Genomic DNA, 16,552 nt, shown 5'->3' on the forward strand with positions numbered 1-16,552 from the left:
TTCCATCTCAAATCGAGCAAACTTCACAATATGATCAGTGGCTTCCAGAAGTTCCTGTTGCGCGGCAATCTCATTGATCTGGCCGTCGGGGTGCTGATTGGCGCGGCCTTCGGCAAGGTGGTGGACTCCTTTACCAGTGGCCTGATTCTGCCGATCATCGGCATCTTCGGCGGGGTGCCCGACTTCACGGCCCTGACCTTTACGGTCAACGGCAGCATCTTCAAATATGGCGCGTTCCTGACCGCACTGCTCAGCTTCGTTCTGACGGCGGCCATCATCTACTTCTTCGTCATCGTTCCCTTCAACCACCTGATGGAGCGCTTCAAACGCCAGGAAAAGGCAGCGGTGGCCGAACCCAGCAACGAGGAAAAACTGCTGGCCGAGATCCGCGACGCCATTAAGGGCCGAGTCTGAGGCGGCTGAGGCTGACTGCCTGAAAGGTGCTTCCAGGCGCGGCCTCCCCAGTGAAGGCCGCGCCTGTTCCTGAGGCCCTCTGGCGGTGTCGTGCGGACATGCCCCGCGCGTCTGGGCCGGGGGACGCGTAGCGTGGGCGCATGAGTGATGTTCCCACTGATCCGGCCGCCACCGACTGGGGCTACGAGACGGCCGCCGTGCAGGCCAGCATTCCGCGCGGGCTGGGGCAGACGGTGGGGGTGCCGATCCACGCCGCCGCCGCCTTTCAGTTCGACACGCTGGAGCAGGCGCAGGGCGAGTTCCAAAACAACACCGGCCTCAGCTACGCCCGCCTCCAGAACCCCACCGTCCGCGCGCTGGAGGGCCGCATCACCGCGCTGGAAGGCGGGGCGGCCACGGTGGCCCTCGCCAGCGGTCAGGCCGCCACCCTGACTGCCATCCTGAGCGCCTGCCGCGCCGGGGACCACGTGGTCTCGGCGTCCAGCCTGTTCGGCGGCACGACGGGGATGCTGAACAACATCCTGCCGCTGATGGGCATCTCCGCCACGCTGGTGGACAACACGCCAGACGCCGTGCGCGCCGCCATGCAGGACAACACCCGGCTGGTCTGGGCCGAGATGATCAGCAACCCGGCTGGGGACATCGCCGACATCGGGCCGTTCGCCGACATCGCGCATGAACGCGGCGCCCTGCTGGCCATCGACAACACCTGCGGCGGCGTGGGCTACCTGTGCCGCCCGCTGGCGTTCGGCGCGGACATCGTGGCGCAGTCGCTGACCAAGTGGGCCGGCGGCCACGGCAGCGTTATGGGCGGCAGCGTCACCGTGGGCACGCGGCATGACCTGAGCCGCAATCCCAGCTACACCGACGGCGGCGAGCACAGCGTCCTGAACGTGCGCGGGGGCGAGGCCCTGGCGTGGCGGCAACGCTGGCTGGGGGCCAGTCAGCTGGGCATGACCCTGGCCCCCCACAGCGCCTTTCTCATCGCGCAGGGGCTCGAAACGCTGGCGCTGCGGCTGTCGCGCGAGTGCCAGAGCGCGCTGGAGCTGGCCCGCTGGCTGAGAACGCAGCCCGGCGTGGGCCGGGTCAGCTATCCGGGCCTGGAAGACCACCCCTTCCACGCGCAGGCCCGGCGCTACCTGAGCCACGGCTGCGGCGCGGTGCTGGCCTTCGAGGTGCCGGACCCCGCCGCCTTCCTGTCGCGTCTGCGCGTGCTGCGCATCGCCCCCAATCTGGGGGACGTCCGCACCCTGGTGGTGCACCCCTGGACCACCACCCACGGCCGCGTGCCCGAGGCCGCCCGCCGCGCTGCCGGGGTCACCCCCCAGACCATCCGCATGAGCGTGGGCGTGGAGGACGTCAAGGACCTCAAGGCCGATATCGCCAGGGCGCTGTAGGGCGGGGCGGCCCGGCGCCTACAGCCAGGGCTTCTTGCCGATCAGGTAGTCGCGCTGAAAGTCCGCGTCGGATTTGGTGAGGTACAGGATGCCCTCGATCAAGCCCAGCAGGCCCAGCGCGCTGCTGACCAGTCCGGCCAGCGGAAGAGTGACGATCAGCCCCAAGCCAAAGGTCACCAGACCCACCAAAAGGGCCAGCACCCACACCCCGATGTTGACTCCCAGGATCATGATGCCCTGGGTGTTCAGGCCCAGGTAGAACTTGTGGACACCCAGGCTGCCCAGGAAAATCCCCAGCAGACCGGCGATCAGGCGCTTCTGGGCCACGTCACCCGCAGGCGCAGACTCCGGCGCGTACGGCCGGACGGGCCGCTCGTCGGCCTGGGCCATGGGAGGCGGGCGCAGGGGCCGCTGCGGCTCGCCCCAGGCGTCCAGTTCGGGCGCGCCGGGGGCCGCCGGTGAATGGCCCTGGAACCCGCCTGGCTGGGCCGCGCCGGGACCGGGCGGGGGCGGACTGCCGGTGACGCGCGACACCCAGTCCTCGGTGCTGGCGGCCGCTGGGGGTGCGGCGGGCCTGGGCGATTCGGGAATCCGCAGGTCATTCGGCTGGGCCGGGGCCTTGTTCAGGTTGGGCCTGTCAGAATCGGGCTTGCGCAGATCGGGACCGCGGGAAGTGGCCGCGCTGCCCACCGCCGGGCCGCCCAGCACGTCGTCCACCCACGACGGCGCATTGCCCGCGTGTCCGGTCTCACCCGCTCCCGGACCCTTCTGATCGTCAGGATTGGTCATGCTCCACATTACGCCCCGGAGCGGGCCAGGGTTGCGTCCGTCAAAAGACGCAGGCATCTGCTCAGACCATGAACCACGGCGCGGAAAGCCCGGAGTTGACCTTCAGGACCTCCTCTGGCCCCACAGGGGATTCAGCGCACGTCCACCAGTTCCACGTCGAAGATCAGCGTCGCGCCGCCGGGAATCACGCCGGGCACGCCCGCGTCGCCGTAGCCGAGCGCCGCCGGAATGGTCAGCGTGGCCTTGTCGCCCACCCGCATCTGAGCGATGCCCTGGTCCCAGCCCGGAATCACGTAGCCGACGCCCAACGGGAACTCGATGGGCTCGCCCCGGTCCCGGCTGGAATCGAATTTCTGGCCGTTTTCCAGCGTGCCGGTGTAATGCACCCGGACCATCTTGCCCGTCTGGGCGGGCTCGCCGCTGCCTTCTTCGTACTTCTCGACCTTGAGTTGGGGCTGTTCGGAGGTGCTCATGCCCCGCAGGGTAAAGCCTGAATCTTGAGCCTCACCTCATGTCTGAAGTGAGGATGAAGGCGCGCAGGCCTGCGTGCCGGCCCATCCTTCTTCGCGAAGGGGCGTGCTGCGCGCCTTGAAACAGGCTTAGCCAAAAGTGAAGGTGCCAGCTACGCTCTCAGATTCGCCCGCCAGCGCCGCGCCCGCGTTGCGAACGGCACCGTCTGCTAGCCTGGACAGCCGTGACTCCGGTTCCCCGCCCTCCCCCCAGCCCCTGGCAGCGGGCCTGGCGCGTCTGGATTCTCGGGGCGCTGTTGCCGGTGTACCTGCTGACGACCTTCGTGGGCACCCTGGCCCGCGTGGACGGCGACTCGATGAATGACACCCTGCACACCGGGGACCTGCTGCTGCTGCTGAAATACCCGCGCTGGTTGCGGGCCGCCCATCTGCCCACGCCATACCCGCGCCGGGGCGACCTGCTGATCTTCAAGGCCCCGGTGGACAGTCCGTACAGCTTCGAGACCGTCTGGGGCGTGCGGCACCGGCCCTATAACGTCAAGCGCGCGCTGGCGCTGGCGGGCGACACGGTGGCCATTCAGGACGGACGCGTGGTGATCAACGGGAAGGTGCTGGCCGAGAGCTACGCCAGCGAGGGCTTTTTACGCGATCAGCCCGCACTGAGGGTGCCGCCGGGCAAGGTCTGGGTGATGGGTGACAACCGCCGCCTGGGTTCCAGCCTGGACAGCCGCGTGTATGGCCCAGTGGATCTGCGCGACGTGGCGGGGGTCAGCAACCTGCGCCTGTGGCCCCGGCCCGGGCTGGTGCCGCGCTGACCGTCCCCTGATGGGGGACCGGGGCAAGTCCTCACCGGGGGTTGCTACCGTCGCCCTATGAAAGCTTCTTTCCTGTGGACCGCCGCCGCCCTCACGCTGGGCACGGGCAGTCTGGGCGCGGCGGGCGCGCAGACGCTGGTGCCGTTCAGCGATGCCAAACTGCCGTTCAAGGTCAGCCTGCCGCAGGGCTGGCTGGGCGCCGACTTCGCCGACGGCACCTCCGGCGTCAGCCTGGTGTCGGCCAAGGCGCCGCCCGCCACCCTGATCCGGTTGCTGTTCATGCCCAAGAACGGCGCGGCGGTGGACCTGAACACCGAATTTTCCAAGTTCGAATCGGGGCTCAAGTCCAGCGGCGTGACCATCAAGCAGCTGTCCAGCAAGGCCGCCCGCTACGGCGGCGTGGGCGGCAGCGAGCGCGAGTACAGCGTGACCCACCCGCAGGGCCAGCTGCGCATTCGCGTGTGGTACGGCAACGGCGCCAAGAACCTGTACTCGTTTCAGCTGACCGACTCGCCGGCCCGCTACGCGGCGGCCAACGCGCTGTTCAGTAAGGTGCTGGCGACGGTGCGCTTCCAGTAGCAGCGCCTGCGGCAGCCGCGTCCACCTGAAGTTCGCGCACCCCGCCGCCGTCCACCGCCCACACCCGCGTCGCCACCCGCCCCATCAGGGCGCGGTCATGGCCGGCCAGCAGCACCGTGCCGGGATAGTCCAGCAGCAGCGCCTCCAGCGCCTCGATGGCACGCACGTCCAGGTGGTTCGTCGGCTCGTCCAGCACCAGCACCCCCGCCCGCGTGACGCTCAGGCGGGCCAGGCTCAGGCGGGTGCGCTGCCCGCCCGACAGCCCGGCCAGGGCAAAGGCGGGGCCGCCCGGCAACCCCAGCCCCGCCGCCACCTCGTGCAACTGGTGCGGGGTGAGGGCCGGGTTGGCGTCCAGCAGCGCGTCTCCCACCGTGTCCAGCCCCGACAGTTCCTCGCCGTGCTGGCCCGCCGCGTAGACGGTCAGCCCCGGCCCCCAGCGCACCGTGCCCGTGTGGGGCAGCGTGCCCAGGAGGGCGCCTAGCAGCGTGCTCTTGCCGCCGCCGTTCGGCCCGGTCAGGGCGATGCAGTCGCCGCGCCGCACGTCCAGATTCACCCCGTCCAGAATCCTGTTCTCACCGCGACAGACGCTTAAATCCCGCACCGTCAGCACCTCCGAGGGGCCGTGCGGCGCGGGTGGCAAGTCCAGGCGCAGGGTGCGGCGATCCTGAAAGGGCTTGGGCGTCGCCTCGGCATCGAGGCGCTCGATCTGTTTCTGCATGGCCTTTGCCCTGGCCGAAAAGATCTGCTGCCCCCGTTCGGCTTTGTGGGTGGAGCGGAACTTGTCGCTGTCCTTTGCGCGGCGGCGGTTCTCCTCCACGCCGCCCTTGCTGGCCTGACGGCGCTGTTCCTCCTCCAGCGCCGCCCGCTTGCGCCGGAAAGCGGCGTAGTCGCGCTCCTGGGCTTCGCGCAACGTCGCCTTGACCGTCATCGCCGCCGTGTAGGCGCCGGGATAGATGGTCAGCGTGCCGCGCTCCAGTTCCGCTGTGCGCCCGGCCACTGCGTCCAGAAAGGCGCGGTCATGGCTCGCCAGCACGAAGGCCGCGTCCGATGCCCGAATCCAGCCTTCCAGCCACGCCGCGCCGCCGGCGTCCAGGTGGTTGGTGGGCTCGTCCAGCAGGTACACGTCGGCAGGCGACAGCAGCAGCCGCGCCAGCATCACGCGGCGGGTCTGGCCGCCGGACAGCCAGGCGCTGTCCTGTCCCGCGTCCAGGCCCAGGCCGTCCAGCACGCCCGCCGCCCGCGCCGCGAAATCGTAGCCGCCGGCCAGCCGGTACGCCTCCTCGGCCTCCGCGAAGGCGTGCAGGGCCGCGTCGTCGGCGTGTTCCAGCGCCGCAGAGGTCATCTCGAAGGCCCGCCGCGCCCGCCGTAATGCCGGGGGCGTCACGGCGTCCAGCAGCGTGCCCTCCTCCGTCTCCGTGTGCTGGGCCAGCAGGGCCACCCGGCCCATCCGCGTCACCGTGCCCGCATCCGGCGCGTCCAGCCCCGCCAGCACGCGCAGCAGCGTACTCTTGCCGCTGCCGTTTTCTCCGATCAGCGCGAGGCGTTCGCCCGCTCCGATCTCTACATTCACACCTTCAAACACCGTCTCGTCGCCGTAAATCCGGGCGACGTCCGTGGTCCGCAACAACATGCAACCCCCTGTGGGCGAAGGCCGTTCCAGACACGCTGGAAGGGCTATTCAAACCGTGATTACAGGAGGTTGAGGCGCAACTGGAAACATCCTTTGAGTGAGCGGAGGGCAAACGCCGGGCAACCCGGAAGCGTTGGGGGGAGTGTAGCGCGGGCACGCCGAACTAGGCCAGATGGCGCACTTGACCCTGACGCGGCGGGAGGGCTTACGGTGCGGCGCAGGAGGCTTCAACCATGCAGATCACCGAGATCGACACCCTGGGAGCCATGCGCGAGGTTTTGAACAGCCCGGAAGACCAGCAACTCGCCCTGTTCCGCGAGCGCGTGATGGAACCGCTGCGCCCCACCTGGGAGAACCTGCTGCGGTATCTGACCGGCGGCACGGGCGATTACCCGGCCCTGGCCGCCGCCCGCACCATGAAGCTGTATCTGCCCGAGATGGGCCGTGAGCAGGGATTGGCCGCGCTGGACACGCTGGAGCGGGAGCGGGTGCAGCAGGACAATCTGGCCGCCTTGCAGCGGGCGGTAGCAGTTCTGAAGCCTGCTGAACACGGCATTTCTCTGCCCGAGGTGCGCCTCGCCGTCACCCTGGCCTCCCCCGACGGGCTGGGCGAGGAGGGTTACACCGGGGCGGGCAACACGCCCGGCTGGGTCACGCTGTCGGTGTGGCCCAACTCCCACAAACTGTCCAAACTGCCCGCCGTCACCGCGCACGAGTTCAACCACAACGTGCGCTTCCAGCAGCCCGACTGGACGTTTCCCATGTCGCTGGGCGCGTATCTGGTGGCCGAGGGGCTGGCCGAGTCCTTCGCCGCCGCCCTGCACGGCCCGGAAAGCCTGGGGCCGTGGACGGGGACGCTGGGGCTGGACACCTTGCGGGAGTTGCAGCCCCGCTTTCAGGCCGCCCTGCACGAGCAGGACTTTGGCGTGGTGCGCGGTTACATCTTCGGCGACGGCGTGATGTCGGCCTTTTCGGGCGGGCAGGCTGTGTCTGACCTGGGCATTCCCGATTACGCCGGGTACGCGCTGGGCTACCGCGTGGTGCAGGACTATCTGGCCCACACCGGCCGCACGCCCGCCCAGGCGACGTATGACCCGTGGCGCGTGATCGCGGCGGAGTCGGGGTGGTTCACGGTGGAGGGACAGGCAGTCAAACCGTCGAAAAGTCAAACCGTCTAACCGCCAGAAGACGCCAGCATTCGGCGGTTTGACGGTTTGGGTTTGACCTTCAGCCTGCGCCTCACTCCCGCCGCCGGAACAGCAGTACCAGTAGAAAGACCGCCGTGTTCACTAGCACGATGGTGGCGCCCGTGGCCGTGTCCAGGTAGTAGCTGAGGTACAGGCCCAGCACGCCGCCCACGCTGCCCAGCGCGGCGGCCAGGGCGATCATGCGCGGCAGGCTGCGCGCCAGCAGGCGGGCGGCGGCGCTGGAGGTGATCAGCAGGCTGACGCTCAGGGTGGTGCCCACCAGTTGTACGGTCAGCACCACCACCAGCCCGATGAGAATCAGCAGCAGGCTTTCCAGGCGGCGCACCGGCAGGCCCACCGCCCGCGCCTCGGTGGGATCGAAGGAGGCCAACAGCAGCTCCTTTTGCACGGCGTACAGCACCGCGCCCACCACCAGCGTCACCGCCAGCGCGCCCCACAGGTCTGCCGTGGTCACGCCCAGCGGGTTGCCGATCAGGAAGTGACTCAGGTCAGAGGTAAAGGTCGGCACGCGCGAGAGCATCACGATGCCCAGCGCGAACATGCCCACGAACACGATGCCGATGGCGCTGTCCTGCTTGAGGCCGCTGCGCTGCCCCACCACGCCGATGCCCAGCGCGGTCAGCACGGCGGCCACCAGCGCCCCCAGCAGCAGGCTGCCGCCCGACAGAAAGGCCCCCACGATGCCCGGCAGCACCGCGTGGCTCATGGCGTCCCCGATGTAGCTCAGGCCGCGCAGCACCACCCACGCGCCCACCAGGGCGCACAGCACGCTGACCAGCACGACGGCCAGCAGCGCCCGCACGAAGAAGTCGAATTGCAGGGGATCAGTAAGGAAGGTCATGGGGGGAGTGGGGAGTGGTCAGTGGGCAGGGGGAAAAGACAGGGAGGCGGACAGGGAGGCGGTACGCAGGGCGCAGTGCGCGGGAAGAGCGAAGGAACCGTCTGTTCTCATGCCAGGACTTGAACTCAGTGGAGAAAGGCTGGAACCGCGCACCGCCTCCCGCGCACCGCGCAGCATCCTCACGCCCCGGCATGCGTGTGCCCCAGAAACGACGTGCTGAAGGTGGCCTCGATGTTCTGCGGGGTGTAGACCTGTTCGGGCGTGCCGTCGGCCACCACGCGCCGGTTGATTAAAATCAGGTGATCGCACCAGCGGCGGGCCTGTTCCAGATCGTGCGTGACCATCACCACGGCGCGGCCCTTGTCGGCCTGGGCGCGCAGCAGGGCCATCAGCTGTTCCTGCGTCGTGGCGTCCACGCCGGTCAGCGGTTCGTCCAGCAGCAGCAGGTGGCCGTCGCGCACCAGCATGCGGGCCAGCAGCACGCGCTGGCGCTGGCCCCCGCTCAGGGCGCCGATGTGACGGTGTCTCAGGTCATACACGCCCGTCTCGCGCAGCGCCGCCGCCACCCGCTCGCGATCCCCACGCCCCGGCCAGCGCAGCCAGCCCAGGCGCCCGGTGCGGCCCATCATCGCCACGTCCCAGACCGTGACCGGAAAGCCCCAGTCCAGCGTCTGCTGCTGCGGCACGTAGGAAATGCAGTTCTGCGCGGTGTGGCCCGCGTCGAAGCGCACCGCGTCGCCATAGTCGGGCAGCAGGCCCACCAGCGTCCGCAGCAGCGTGGACTTGCCCGCGCCGTTGGGGCCGATGATGGCCGAGAAACGGCCCGCCTCGAAGCGCACGCTGGCGTCTTCCAGCGCAACTTGCGAGCCATACTTCACGGTGAGATGTTCCACGCCCAGCACCGGGGCAGTGTACACCTGCGCCGCAAGCTATTGCGAGAGCGTTATCAAGAAGGCTGACGGGAAGGTTGCTTGTTAGGCTGAGGCATGTCCAGCCCCTCGCCCGAAGTGACCCGGAGCCGCCTGCTGGCCGCCTACGACGCCCAGTTGCGCGAGGGAGCCGAGATGATGGGAGCCGATAGGGTGAGTCGGGCGGGGCCGCTGTGGCTCGGCAAATTCGGACACCGGGGCTTCGTGTCGTACCGCTCACTGGGCGGACTGACGGGGCCGGCGCTGGATGGCCTGATCGCGCAGACCGTCGCCCACTACGGCGCCGATCCGCAACTCACCTCCTTCGAATGGAAGACGCGCGGCCACGACGCGCCGGCCGATCTGCCCCAGCGCCTGACCGCGCATGGCCTTCATGCCGAGGACACCGAGACAGTGATGGTGGGTGAGGCCCGGTTGCTGGCCCAGCCCGTCCCGCTTCCCGAAGGGGTGACCATCCGCCGCATCGACCTCCAGCCGGATCCGCGCCCGGACGTGCTGCGGGTGGTTCGCGCCCAGGAACGGGCGTTCGGGCAGCCTTTCGGCGTGGACGATCTGATGCGGCGCCTCGAGACGGGTCAGGGCCGGGTGGAAGTGTGGGTGGCCGAGACCCCGCAGGAAGTCGTGTGCGCGGGCCGGCTGGAACTGGTGCCGGGCAGCGAATTTGCGGGCCTGTGGGGCGGCGGCACGCTTCCAGAGTGGCGGGGCCGGGGCCTGTACCGCGCCCTGACCGCCGCCCGCGCACAGTCGGCGCTGGAACGCGGCGTGCGCTACCTGCACAGCGACAGCACCGAGTATTCCCGCCCGATTCTGGAACGGGGCGGGCTGCGGGCCGTCACGACAACCACCCCGTACCTGTGGCGGCGCTGAGCCCTGCGCCTCAGCCTTCCAGTGCCGCCAGATCGGCGCGCGTGGGCGCGTAAGCCCCGGCGTGGGCGCAGGCGGCGGCGGCGGCCTTCAGGCCCAGCGCCAGATGCTCGGTCCACAGCGCCTGCGGGCGTTCGGTGGCCGAGACCAGCAGCCCGGCGCACAGGGCGTCGCCCGCGCCCACCGTGTCGGCCACCCGCACCGGAAAGGCCGGCACGTCGGCCCGGCCCGCCGCGTGGTACAGGCTGGCCCCCGCCGAGCCGCGCGTGATCACAATGGGCGCCCGCGGATTCCAGCCGCGCAGCGTCTGCATGGCCCCCGCCTCCGAGGTGCCGGGAAAGAAGAAGGCCAGATCCTCGTCGCTGAACTTCAGCAGGTCAGCCTGCCGGGCCACGCGCTCCATCACCGCCGGGTAGTCCGGATGACCGTGGGTGATGCGCGCATTGGGATCGAAGCTGATCTTGACGCCGGCCGCGCGGGCCTCCTTGACCAGCGACAGCAGCGTCTCGGCCAGCGGCCAGCGGCTCAGGCTGATGCCGCCCACATGCAGCCACTTCGCGGCCCCCAGCCAGCCCTCCGGCAGCCGCGCCGGGTCAAAGTGCAGGTCAGCGCTGTTCTCGCCCAGAAAGCGGTAGGCGGGCGGATCGGCGCGGTAGACCACGGCCATCAGCGTGGGGGCGTCCACCCGCTGCAGGAAACGCAGATCCAGCCCGGCCCCCGACGAGGCTTCCAGCAGGTCGTCGCCGAAGTTGTCCAGGCCCACCGCCCCGGCAAAGGCGCTGGGCACGCCCAGGGCGGCGCAGGCCCGCGCCACGTTCCATCCCGCCCCGCCCGGATGCGCCGTCCAGGCCGCGCCCCCGGCAGTGACGAGGTCAGTCAGGGCTTCTCCGGCACTTACGATCAGGGACAGCGTTGAGGCAGGCATAGGTAGCTTGGAGGCTAGCGCGTCGGACTCGTCTGAACGTCCGAACGTCTAAAGGGCTGAACGACGCGCCATCGGCGGGGTCAGGGGGACGCAGTGCAGCTGCCGGGCGAGATCAAAAAACTGGGGGTCATGGGCGGGGTTCGTCCAGGCCGGGGACTGCACCAGCAGCAGCGCCGTCACCCCGGCAGGCGGGGGCAGCGGCAGGGCACGGGTCAGGGTCACGCGCCCCAGCACCTCGGGCGGCAGCAGCGGCGTCAGCTCGGCGTGGGTGCGTTCCAGGTCGAAGCCCTCGGCCACCGGCAGTTCGGCGTGCCACGCCGGGTACCCGCAGGTGTAGCGCCGGATCAGGCCCGCGCGCAGGCCCAGGCCCGCCCAGTTGCCAGGGCGCACGCGCGAGCCGTCCCCGCTGCGACTGGCGAGGTCATGGTGCGAATCGAGATTCAGCACGTCCTGGCCGGGAAACTCCTCCAGCCACCCCCAGGCGTCGGCGTGGCTGAGGGCCACGAAGGCAGGCACCCCGGCGTACTGTTCCAGTTCCTGCCAGCCGGGATACAGGGGGAAATCGGCCTCCAGCGCGGCCCAGTCTTCCCCGCCCCGCCTGTGCGCCCGCCCACGCCAAGCCTCCAGCCGGTCATGCTCCAGATCACGCGTGCCCCAGATCGGCGCGTCGAAGACCAGTTCACGGGTGCCGGAATACGCGTCCCAGTCGATGCTCAGCAGCATGGCCGGGACTGAGGGAGAGACAGGAAGAAGAGCACGCCCCATTGTCCCTCACCGCCCCGCCCCCTGACTCAGAACAGCCGCAGGAAGCTGACCGTCGCCGGATCGCGCACGAAGCCCAGGCGGTCATTCACCCGCAGCATCGGCACGTTGTCGCTGGCGTTGTCGGTGCGGATGGTGGGCGCGCCCAGATCCCGCGCCACGCCAATCGCCGCCACCTTGAGGGCTGTCGCCACGCCCCGGCCCCGCCACTCGCGGGTCACGCCGGTCAGGCCCGTAAACAGTTCGGCGCTGGCCTCGCTGCGAAACAGGGTGGACTGGCCGATCCACCCGTCCCCGGCCTCGGCCACCAGATAGCCTTCCGGCAGCAGGCCGGGATCGCCCAGCACGGCGTCCGCGAACACCTGAAAGCTCAGCGGTGTAACCGGATCGGCGCGCGGCACGTCCAGCCTCACCGCCGACATCAGGGCGTGCAGTCGGGCGTCCAGATCGGGCGTTCCCGCCGCCCGCAACTCCGCGAGGCTGCGGAGGCGGACGCCCTGCGCGGCCAACTGCTCCGGCAGGTCACGGTACGGCGCGTCGTCGAAGGCCGCCACGTCCAGCGCACTGGTGAAATACCGTTTGCCCGCCGTGAAGCCGCGCCGGGCCAGGAAACCGGGCGCGACGGGATGATCCTCACGGGCCAGGATGCGCGCCTGCTGTGCGCCGTGGCCGCGCAGGGCGGCTTCCAGGGCATCCCAGAGGGCCGCGCCCGTGCCCTGACCCGTGTGGGCCGGGTCTACCGCCAGTTCCAGCACGTAGCGCTGCGGGTGATATGACCCCGGATTCTGCGAGTAGGCGGCCATGCCGCGCAGTTCGCCGTCCGCGTGGGCCACCAGCACGCCGGAACGATAGCCCCAGCCCGCCTGCTCCTGCTCGCGCTTGTGCAGTTCCTCGGCGCCCCACGGTTCGTGCGGCTGGGCCAGGGACAGCAGGTGGGCGGCGGCCCCCCACTCGCCGTCCCCAATGGGGCGAACGGTGACGCTCATACGCCGCCCCAGCGCATCTCGGTGTACGCGGGGCGCGGACGGAAGCCCAGGCGCTCGTTGAGGGCCAGCATGGGCCGGTTGGTGGTGGCATTGCCCGTCCAGACCTCCCGAACCCCCCTGTCCTGCGCCAGCCGCAGCGCCCGCACCTTCAGGGCCAGCGCCAGCCCGCGCCGCCGCCACGCCCGGCGGGTGCCGGTCAGGCCGGTGTCCAGCCGCGCCGGATCGCTGTCGTTGGGGTGCAGTTCGCTCAGGGCCACCACCTCGCCGGAAGATGTGACGGCCAGCAGGATGCCCTCGGGGAAGAAATGGGGATCGTTCAGCAGGCGGCTGCGGAAGCCCTCCAGCAGCAGCGGCGTGGGCGGGGCGGCGCGCGGCACGTCCTCGCGCACCTCGGCGAAGGCGGCGTGAAAGGCGGTGATCGCGGCGTCCATCCCTATCTCTGCCGCCAGCCCGGCCAGCGAGACGGCCCGCAGACCACTGGGCAGCCCTGACGCCTCAGCCCAGGCGGAGGCGTCGAAATCGGCCAGCTCCAGCACGTTGTCGAAGTAGCGCAGGGTCTCGGCAAAGCCGCGCCGGGTCAGGAAATCTAGCGCCCACGGCTCGTCCTCGTAGCCGCCAGAGAGAACCTCGCGTGCCCCACGCTCTCGCAGATGCGCTTCGAGCATCTCCGCCAGCCGGGTGCCCACGCCGCGCCGCCCGTGCTGCGGGGGAATGAGCACCTCGGCCCAGTAGCGATCCGGGTGGTGCATGCCGGGCAGGTGCAGGGTCAGCGCCGTGCCGCGCGCCTCGCCGTCCTCCTCGGCCAGCCACTGCGCGGCGTGTAGTCCCAGCGGGTGCCCACGCACCTCGCCGATCTCGTGCGCCCAGCCCTGCGCCGTGAGCGGGTGGCGCGGGTTGGCCTCGCTCATCAGGCGGGCCAGCACGGGAAAGTCGGCGTCGGTGGCCGGGCGGATGGTGAGGGGGGGCAGGGTGGTCTGGGGCGTCATGACGTGGCCTCCAGTTGCAGTTCGTAGCGGTAGCGGGTCGAGGTTCGTTTGAAGCCCAGCGCCTCGTTCATGCCGATCATGGCGACGTTGGGCGGATCGTTGAAGGTGCGGATCTCACCGCCGCCCGCCGCATTCAGCCCGCGCATGGCCGCCACCTTCAGCGCCTTGGCGACGCCCTGGCCCCGCTCGCCTCGCTTCACGCCGGTCATGCCGATGTAATAGAAGCCGGATGGATTGCGGCCCAGGGTGCTGTAGCCGACGTAGGGGCCGGTCAGCGGGTCAGCCTGACCGGGCCGGACGGCCACGAAGGACAGCTCCGGGGCCAGGGTGGGGTCTTCCAGCTCCTGCCTGACCCAGGCGTCCAGCGGCCTTTTGGTCAGGGTCATGCCCATCGGGACGTCCTGAAACAGCTCCCAGTCCAGCTCCCACAGCCAGCGGTCACGCTGGGGATCATCCTTCAGCTCGCTCAGAGAGCGCAGCTCCACCCCTTCGGCGGCCAGCGAGGCCAGCAGACCGTCGAAGCGGGCCAGATCCACGCCCGCCGTGTCCAGCCGCGATTCGTAGCGCTCCCAGGCCGCCACGTAGCCGCGTTTCTCCAGAAAGGCCCGGCCCGGCGCGTCCACCGCCTCGTCGCTGGACATGGTGCGGACTTCACGCGCCCCGCGTTCTCCCACCCGGCGCAGCAATGCGTCGTACAGCGCCGTGCCGATGCCCTGCCCACGCGCGTCCGGGTGAACGGCCAGGCTGCCGAAGTAGCGCCAGTCCTCGAAGGCGAAGTCGTCGTGGCCCAGGGCGCCCACCGCCACCACGCGCCCGTCCTGCTCGGCCACCAGCTGGGTGTTGAACAGCGCCGGATCACGGACCTCCTCCCAGGTTTGCAGCAGCTCGGGCGTCAGCGGCCATGACGGCTGGCTGGCGTTCAGCACGTCCGCGACGGCGGCGTAATCCTGCGGTTTGCGGAGGTCCCGCAGCGTGAAAGGGGTCATGCCCGTAGTGTGACCCGGCCCGATTGTGCCGCGCATCCGCCAGCACGCTTATGCTGACGGGCATGTCCGATGTCCAGAGAATGAAACTGCTGCTGATCGTCCCCCATCCCGACGACGAGGTCTACGGCGCGGCCGGCACGCTGATGGAACTGCTCGCGGGGGGCCACCGCTGCGGGCTGGTCACCCTGACGCGCGGTGAGGCGGGCCGCACCCTGGGGCTGGCCGAGGGGCCGGAGGAACTGGCCCGCATGCGCGAGGTGGAACTGGCCGCGTGCCTGGAGGTCATCGGCCTGACCACCACCCCCGGCAGCGTCCACGAGCAGCACACTTTTCCCGATAAATACCTGAAAGACCAGCCGCTGGAGAAACTGGTAGCGGTGGCCCGCGAGGCGATGACCCGCCACCGCCCCGAAACCGTGCTGACCTTTCCGCCCAACGGCAGCAACGGCCATCCGGATCACGTCACCACGCACCGCGCCGTGAAGGCCGCCTGGGACAGCCTGCCCGAGCAGGAGCGCCCGGCGCTGTGGTACTACGCCAGCGACACCCCGCCCGAGAACGAGGACCTGCGCGCCGAGTGGCTGCCGCCCAACGTGCGCCGCGACGTGACCGCGCACATCACCCGCAAACTGCAGGCCATCGCCTGCCACCGCACCCAGGCGCTGAGCACCGTGGACTTTATCCGCAAATTCCCGGAGCGCGTGACGCTGGAAACCTTCTACGCGCCGGAGTGAGGGGCGGCCCGCGTCCGGCACGCCCGGACACCCGCCCCCCCGCTCGGCTACCATTTCAGGGTGACCCAGACCCCCGAAAACCCGACAGAGCCGACGCTTAAGCGCACGCCGCTGCACGCCGCCCACCTGCGGGCCGGGGCGCGCATGGTGCCCTTCGGCGGCTGGGACATGCCCGTGCAGTACGCGGGCCTCAAGGCCGAACACGACGCCGTGCGCAGCAGCGCCGGCATGTTCGACGTCTCGCACATGGGCGAGTTCCGCGTGGGTGGCCCCGGCGCGCTGGCCTTCTTGCAGGGCGTGACCACCAACGACGTGAGCAAGCTGCGCCCCGGCCGCGCCCACTACAACTGGCTGCCGGGCGAATCGGGCGGCCTGATTGACGACATCTACATCTACATGGTGGCCGAAGGCGAATACCTGCTGGTGGTCAACGCCGGCAACATCGACAAGGACTGGGCGCACCTTCAGCGGCATGCAGCGGGCCATAACGTGACGCTGACGGACGAGTCCGATCAGTGGGCGCTGCTGGCCGTGCAGGGGCCGAAGACGCTGGAACTGCTGCAACCCTTCAGCGACACCGATCTAGCCGCCAGGAAGAAGAACGCGTACTTCGCGGCCAGACTGTTAGGTTTCAACGTGATGCTGGCCCGCACCGGCTACACCGGCGAGGACGGCTTCGAGGTCTTTATCGACGCGTCGCAGGCCGAGACGCTGTGGGACAAGTTGCTGGAGGCCGGCGTCACGCCCGCCGGGCTGGGCGCCCGCGACACGCTGCGGCTGGAGGCGGGCTTCCCGCTGTACGGCCACGAATTCTCCGAGACCATCCACCCGCTGAGCAGCAGCTATGGCTGGGTGGTCAAGGACAAGGAACACTTGGGCCGCACCCACATCACCGCCGCGCCGCCGCAGCGGCTGATCGGTCTGCGGCTGGAGCGCGTGCCGGTGCGCGAGGGCTATCCGGTCTACGCGGACGGCGTGCAGGTGGGTACCGTGACCAGCGGCAGCAGCAGCCCCACGCTGGGCCACCCGATTGCAATGGCGCTGGTGGACGCCGCCCACGCCGAGAGCGAGAGCTTTGAAGTCGAGGTGCGCGGCAAGCGGCACCCGGCCACGCGCATGGCCCTGCCCTTCTACCGGGGCGCATAAGCCCAGCACGCACACGCCCAGGCACGCAAACACCAAGCGCCGCACGTTCCCCCGCCTACAATCCCTTCCCCCCAGGACACAGGAGAATCAA

18 protein-coding genes are annotated in these 16,552 nt (G+C 69.9%); 8 read left to right on the top strand and 10 right to left on the bottom strand.

Annotated elements, in window-relative coordinates; translation table 11 throughout:
- Positions 1-30 precede the first annotated feature (30 nt).
- On the top strand, positions 31-414 hold the full coding sequence (gene mscL / locus FHR04_RS13430; protein ID WP_139403882.1) for a large conductance mechanosensitive channel protein MscL: 384 nt from the start codon (positions 31-33) through the stop codon (positions 412-414).
- A gap of 140 nt (positions 415-554) precedes the next feature.
- On the top strand, positions 555-1,811 hold the full coding sequence (locus FHR04_RS13435) for an aminotransferase class V-fold PLP-dependent enzyme (protein ID WP_139403883.1): 1,257 nt from the start codon (positions 555-557) through the stop codon (positions 1,809-1,811).
- Between the two features lie 18 nt (positions 1,812-1,829).
- Here FHR04_RS13435 and FHR04_RS13440 read toward each other — a convergent pair whose 3' ends face one another.
- Both FHR04_RS13440 and FHR04_RS13445 read right to left on the bottom strand, forming a co-directional pair.
- Entirely contained in the window at positions 1,830-2,600 is a 771-nt protein-coding gene (locus tag FHR04_RS13440) for a TM2 domain-containing protein (RefSeq protein WP_139403884.1), read from the bottom strand.
- Positions 2,601-2,731: 131 nt separating this feature from the next.
- Entirely contained in the window at positions 2,732-3,073 is a 342-nt protein-coding gene (locus tag FHR04_RS13445) for an FKBP-type peptidyl-prolyl cis-trans isomerase (RefSeq protein ID WP_039685719.1), read from the bottom strand.
- 221 nt (positions 3,074-3,294) lie between these two features.
- On the opposite strand from FHR04_RS13445, the gene lepB reads away from it, so the two are divergent.
- Together lepB and FHR04_RS13455 are read left to right on the top strand one after the other, a co-directional pair.
- The gene (gene lepB, locus FHR04_RS13450; RefSeq protein WP_249039125.1) at positions 3,295-3,885 is read left to right on the top strand and encodes a signal peptidase I; all 591 of its coding nucleotides are present in this window, start codon (positions 3,295-3,297) and stop codon (positions 3,883-3,885) included.
- Positions 3,886-3,942: 57 nt separating this feature from the next.
- Positions 3,943-4,464: a hypothetical protein gene (locus FHR04_RS13455; protein WP_139403885.1), complete on the top strand. Its 522-nt coding sequence runs from the start codon at positions 3,943-3,945 to the stop codon at positions 4,462-4,464.
- Here the strand turns inward: FHR04_RS13455 and FHR04_RS13460 are convergent.
- On the bottom strand, positions 4,430-6,094 hold the full coding sequence (locus FHR04_RS13460) for an ABC-F family ATP-binding cassette domain-containing protein (RefSeq protein WP_170213955.1): 1,665 nt from the start codon (positions 6,092-6,094) through the stop codon (positions 4,430-4,432). The two genes, FHR04_RS13455 and FHR04_RS13460, sit on opposite strands and share 35 nt — an antisense overlap.
- 233 nt (positions 6,095-6,327) lie before the next feature.
- Between FHR04_RS13460 and FHR04_RS13465 the strand changes: the two genes are divergently transcribed.
- On the top strand, positions 6,328-7,272 hold the full coding sequence (locus tag FHR04_RS13465; RefSeq protein WP_139403886.1) for a DUF2268 domain-containing putative Zn-dependent protease: 945 nt from the start codon (positions 6,328-6,330) through the stop codon (positions 7,270-7,272).
- A 61-nt stretch (positions 7,273-7,333) separates the two neighbouring features.
- Here FHR04_RS13465 and FHR04_RS13470 read toward each other — a convergent pair whose 3' ends face one another.
- Complete coding sequence (locus tag FHR04_RS13470) at positions 7,334-8,143, bottom strand: metal ABC transporter permease (protein WP_139403887.1); 810 nt, start codon at positions 8,141-8,143, stop codon at positions 7,334-7,336.
- A 179-nt stretch (positions 8,144-8,322) separates the two neighbouring features.
- The gene (locus FHR04_RS13475; protein WP_139403925.1) at positions 8,323-9,045 is read right to left on the bottom strand and encodes a metal ABC transporter ATP-binding protein; all 723 of its coding nucleotides are present in this window, start codon (positions 9,043-9,045) and stop codon (positions 8,323-8,325) included.
- A gap of 84 nt (positions 9,046-9,129) precedes the next feature.
- Between FHR04_RS13475 and FHR04_RS13480 the strand changes: the two genes are divergently transcribed.
- On the top strand, positions 9,130-9,939 hold the full coding sequence (locus tag FHR04_RS13480) for a GNAT family N-acetyltransferase (protein ID WP_139403888.1): 810 nt from the start codon (positions 9,130-9,132) through the stop codon (positions 9,937-9,939).
- A 10-nt stretch (positions 9,940-9,949) separates the two neighbouring features.
- On the opposite strand, the gene FHR04_RS13485 is transcribed toward FHR04_RS13480, so the two are convergent.
- The 5 genes from FHR04_RS13485 to FHR04_RS13505 all read right to left on the bottom strand — a co-directional run bounded on the left by FHR04_RS13485 (position 9,950) and on the right by FHR04_RS13505 (position 14,581).
- Positions 9,950-10,861 carry a carbohydrate kinase family protein gene (locus FHR04_RS13485; RefSeq protein WP_139403889.1) on the bottom strand — a complete coding sequence of 304 codons (912 nt, stop codon included), beginning with the start codon at positions 10,859-10,861 and terminating at the stop codon, positions 9,950-9,952.
- A gap of 48 nt (positions 10,862-10,909) precedes the next feature.
- Positions 10,910-11,584, bottom strand: a complete 675-nt coding sequence (locus FHR04_RS13490) for an arginase (protein ID WP_139403890.1) — start codon at positions 11,582-11,584, stop codon at positions 10,910-10,912.
- Positions 11,585-11,652: 68 nt separating this feature from the next.
- On the bottom strand, positions 11,653-12,609 hold the full coding sequence (locus tag FHR04_RS13495; RefSeq protein ID WP_139403891.1) for a GNAT family N-acetyltransferase: 957 nt from the start codon (positions 12,607-12,609) through the stop codon (positions 11,653-11,655).
- A complete protein-coding gene (locus FHR04_RS13500) occupies positions 12,606-13,595 on the bottom strand; it encodes a GNAT family N-acetyltransferase (RefSeq protein WP_139403892.1) in 990 nt (329 codons plus the stop codon). Before FHR04_RS13500 ends, FHR04_RS13495 begins: the two co-directional genes overlap by 4 nt.
- The gene (locus FHR04_RS13505) at positions 13,592-14,581 is read right to left on the bottom strand and encodes a GNAT family N-acetyltransferase (RefSeq protein WP_139403893.1); all 990 of its coding nucleotides are present in this window, start codon (positions 14,579-14,581) and stop codon (positions 13,592-13,594) included. Before FHR04_RS13505 ends, FHR04_RS13500 begins: the two co-directional genes overlap by 4 nt.
- A 50-nt stretch (positions 14,582-14,631) precedes the next feature.
- Here FHR04_RS13505 and FHR04_RS13510 point away from each other — a divergent pair, with 50 nt between their 5' ends.
- A complete protein-coding gene (locus FHR04_RS13510; RefSeq protein WP_139403894.1) occupies positions 14,632-15,315 on the top strand; it encodes a PIG-L deacetylase family protein in 684 nt (227 codons plus the stop codon).
- Between the two features lie 60 nt (positions 15,316-15,375).
- A complete protein-coding gene (gene gcvT, locus FHR04_RS13515) occupies positions 15,376-16,461 on the top strand; it encodes a glycine cleavage system aminomethyltransferase GcvT (RefSeq protein ID WP_139403895.1) in 1,086 nt (361 codons plus the stop codon).
- The last annotated feature ends 91 nt before the right edge of the window (positions 16,462-16,552 follow it).

Origin of the sequence: Deinococcus radiopugnans ATCC 19172 (assembly GCF_006335125.1) — a bacterium.
Lineage (GTDB): Bacteria > Deinococcota > Deinococci > Deinococcales > Deinococcaceae > Deinococcus > Deinococcus radiopugnans.

Bases quoted from the DNA above. Each gene is read 5' to 3' on its own strand.
- mscL (WP_139403882.1), top strand. From the start codon at position 31: ATGATCAGTGGCTTCCAGAAGTTCCTGTTGCGCGGCAATCTCATTGAT.
- FHR04_RS13435 (WP_139403883.1), top strand. From the start codon at position 555: ATGAGTGATGTTCCCACTGATCCGGCCGCCACCGACTGGGGCTACGAG.
- FHR04_RS13440 (WP_139403884.1), bottom strand. From the start codon at position 2,600: ATGACCAATCCTGACGATCAGAAGGGTCCGGGAGCGGGTGAGACCGGA.
- FHR04_RS13445 (WP_039685719.1), bottom strand. From the start codon at position 3,073: ATGAGCACCTCCGAACAGCCCCAACTCAAGGTCGAGAAGTACGAAGAA.
- FHR04_RS13455 (WP_139403885.1), top strand. From the start codon at position 3,943: ATGAAAGCTTCTTTCCTGTGGACCGCCGCCGCCCTCACGCTGGGCACG.
- FHR04_RS13460 (WP_170213955.1), bottom strand. From the start codon at position 6,094: ATGTTGTTGCGGACCACGGACGTCGCCCGGATTTACGGCGACGAGACG.
- FHR04_RS13465 (WP_139403886.1), top strand. From the start codon at position 6,328: ATGCAGATCACCGAGATCGACACCCTGGGAGCCATGCGCGAGGTTTTG.
- FHR04_RS13470 (WP_139403887.1), bottom strand. From the start codon at position 8,143: ATGACCTTCCTTACTGATCCCCTGCAATTCGACTTCTTCGTGCGGGCG.
- FHR04_RS13480 (WP_139403888.1), top strand. From the start codon at position 9,130: ATGTCCAGCCCCTCGCCCGAAGTGACCCGGAGCCGCCTGCTGGCCGCC.
- FHR04_RS13485 (WP_139403889.1), bottom strand. From the start codon at position 10,861: ATGCCTGCCTCAACGCTGTCCCTGATCGTAAGTGCCGGAGAAGCCCTG.
- FHR04_RS13490 (WP_139403890.1), bottom strand. From the start codon at position 11,584: ATGCTGCTGAGCATCGACTGGGACGCGTATTCCGGCACCCGTGAACTG.
- FHR04_RS13495 (WP_139403891.1), bottom strand. From the start codon at position 12,609: ATGAGCGTCACCGTTCGCCCCATTGGGGACGGCGAGTGGGGGGCCGCC.
- FHR04_RS13500 (WP_139403892.1), bottom strand. From the start codon at position 13,595: ATGACGCCCCAGACCACCCTGCCCCCCCTCACCATCCGCCCGGCCACC.
- FHR04_RS13505 (WP_139403893.1), bottom strand. From the start codon at position 14,581: ATGACCCCTTTCACGCTGCGGGACCTCCGCAAACCGCAGGATTACGCC.
- FHR04_RS13510 (WP_139403894.1), top strand. From the start codon at position 14,632: ATGCTGACGGGCATGTCCGATGTCCAGAGAATGAAACTGCTGCTGATC.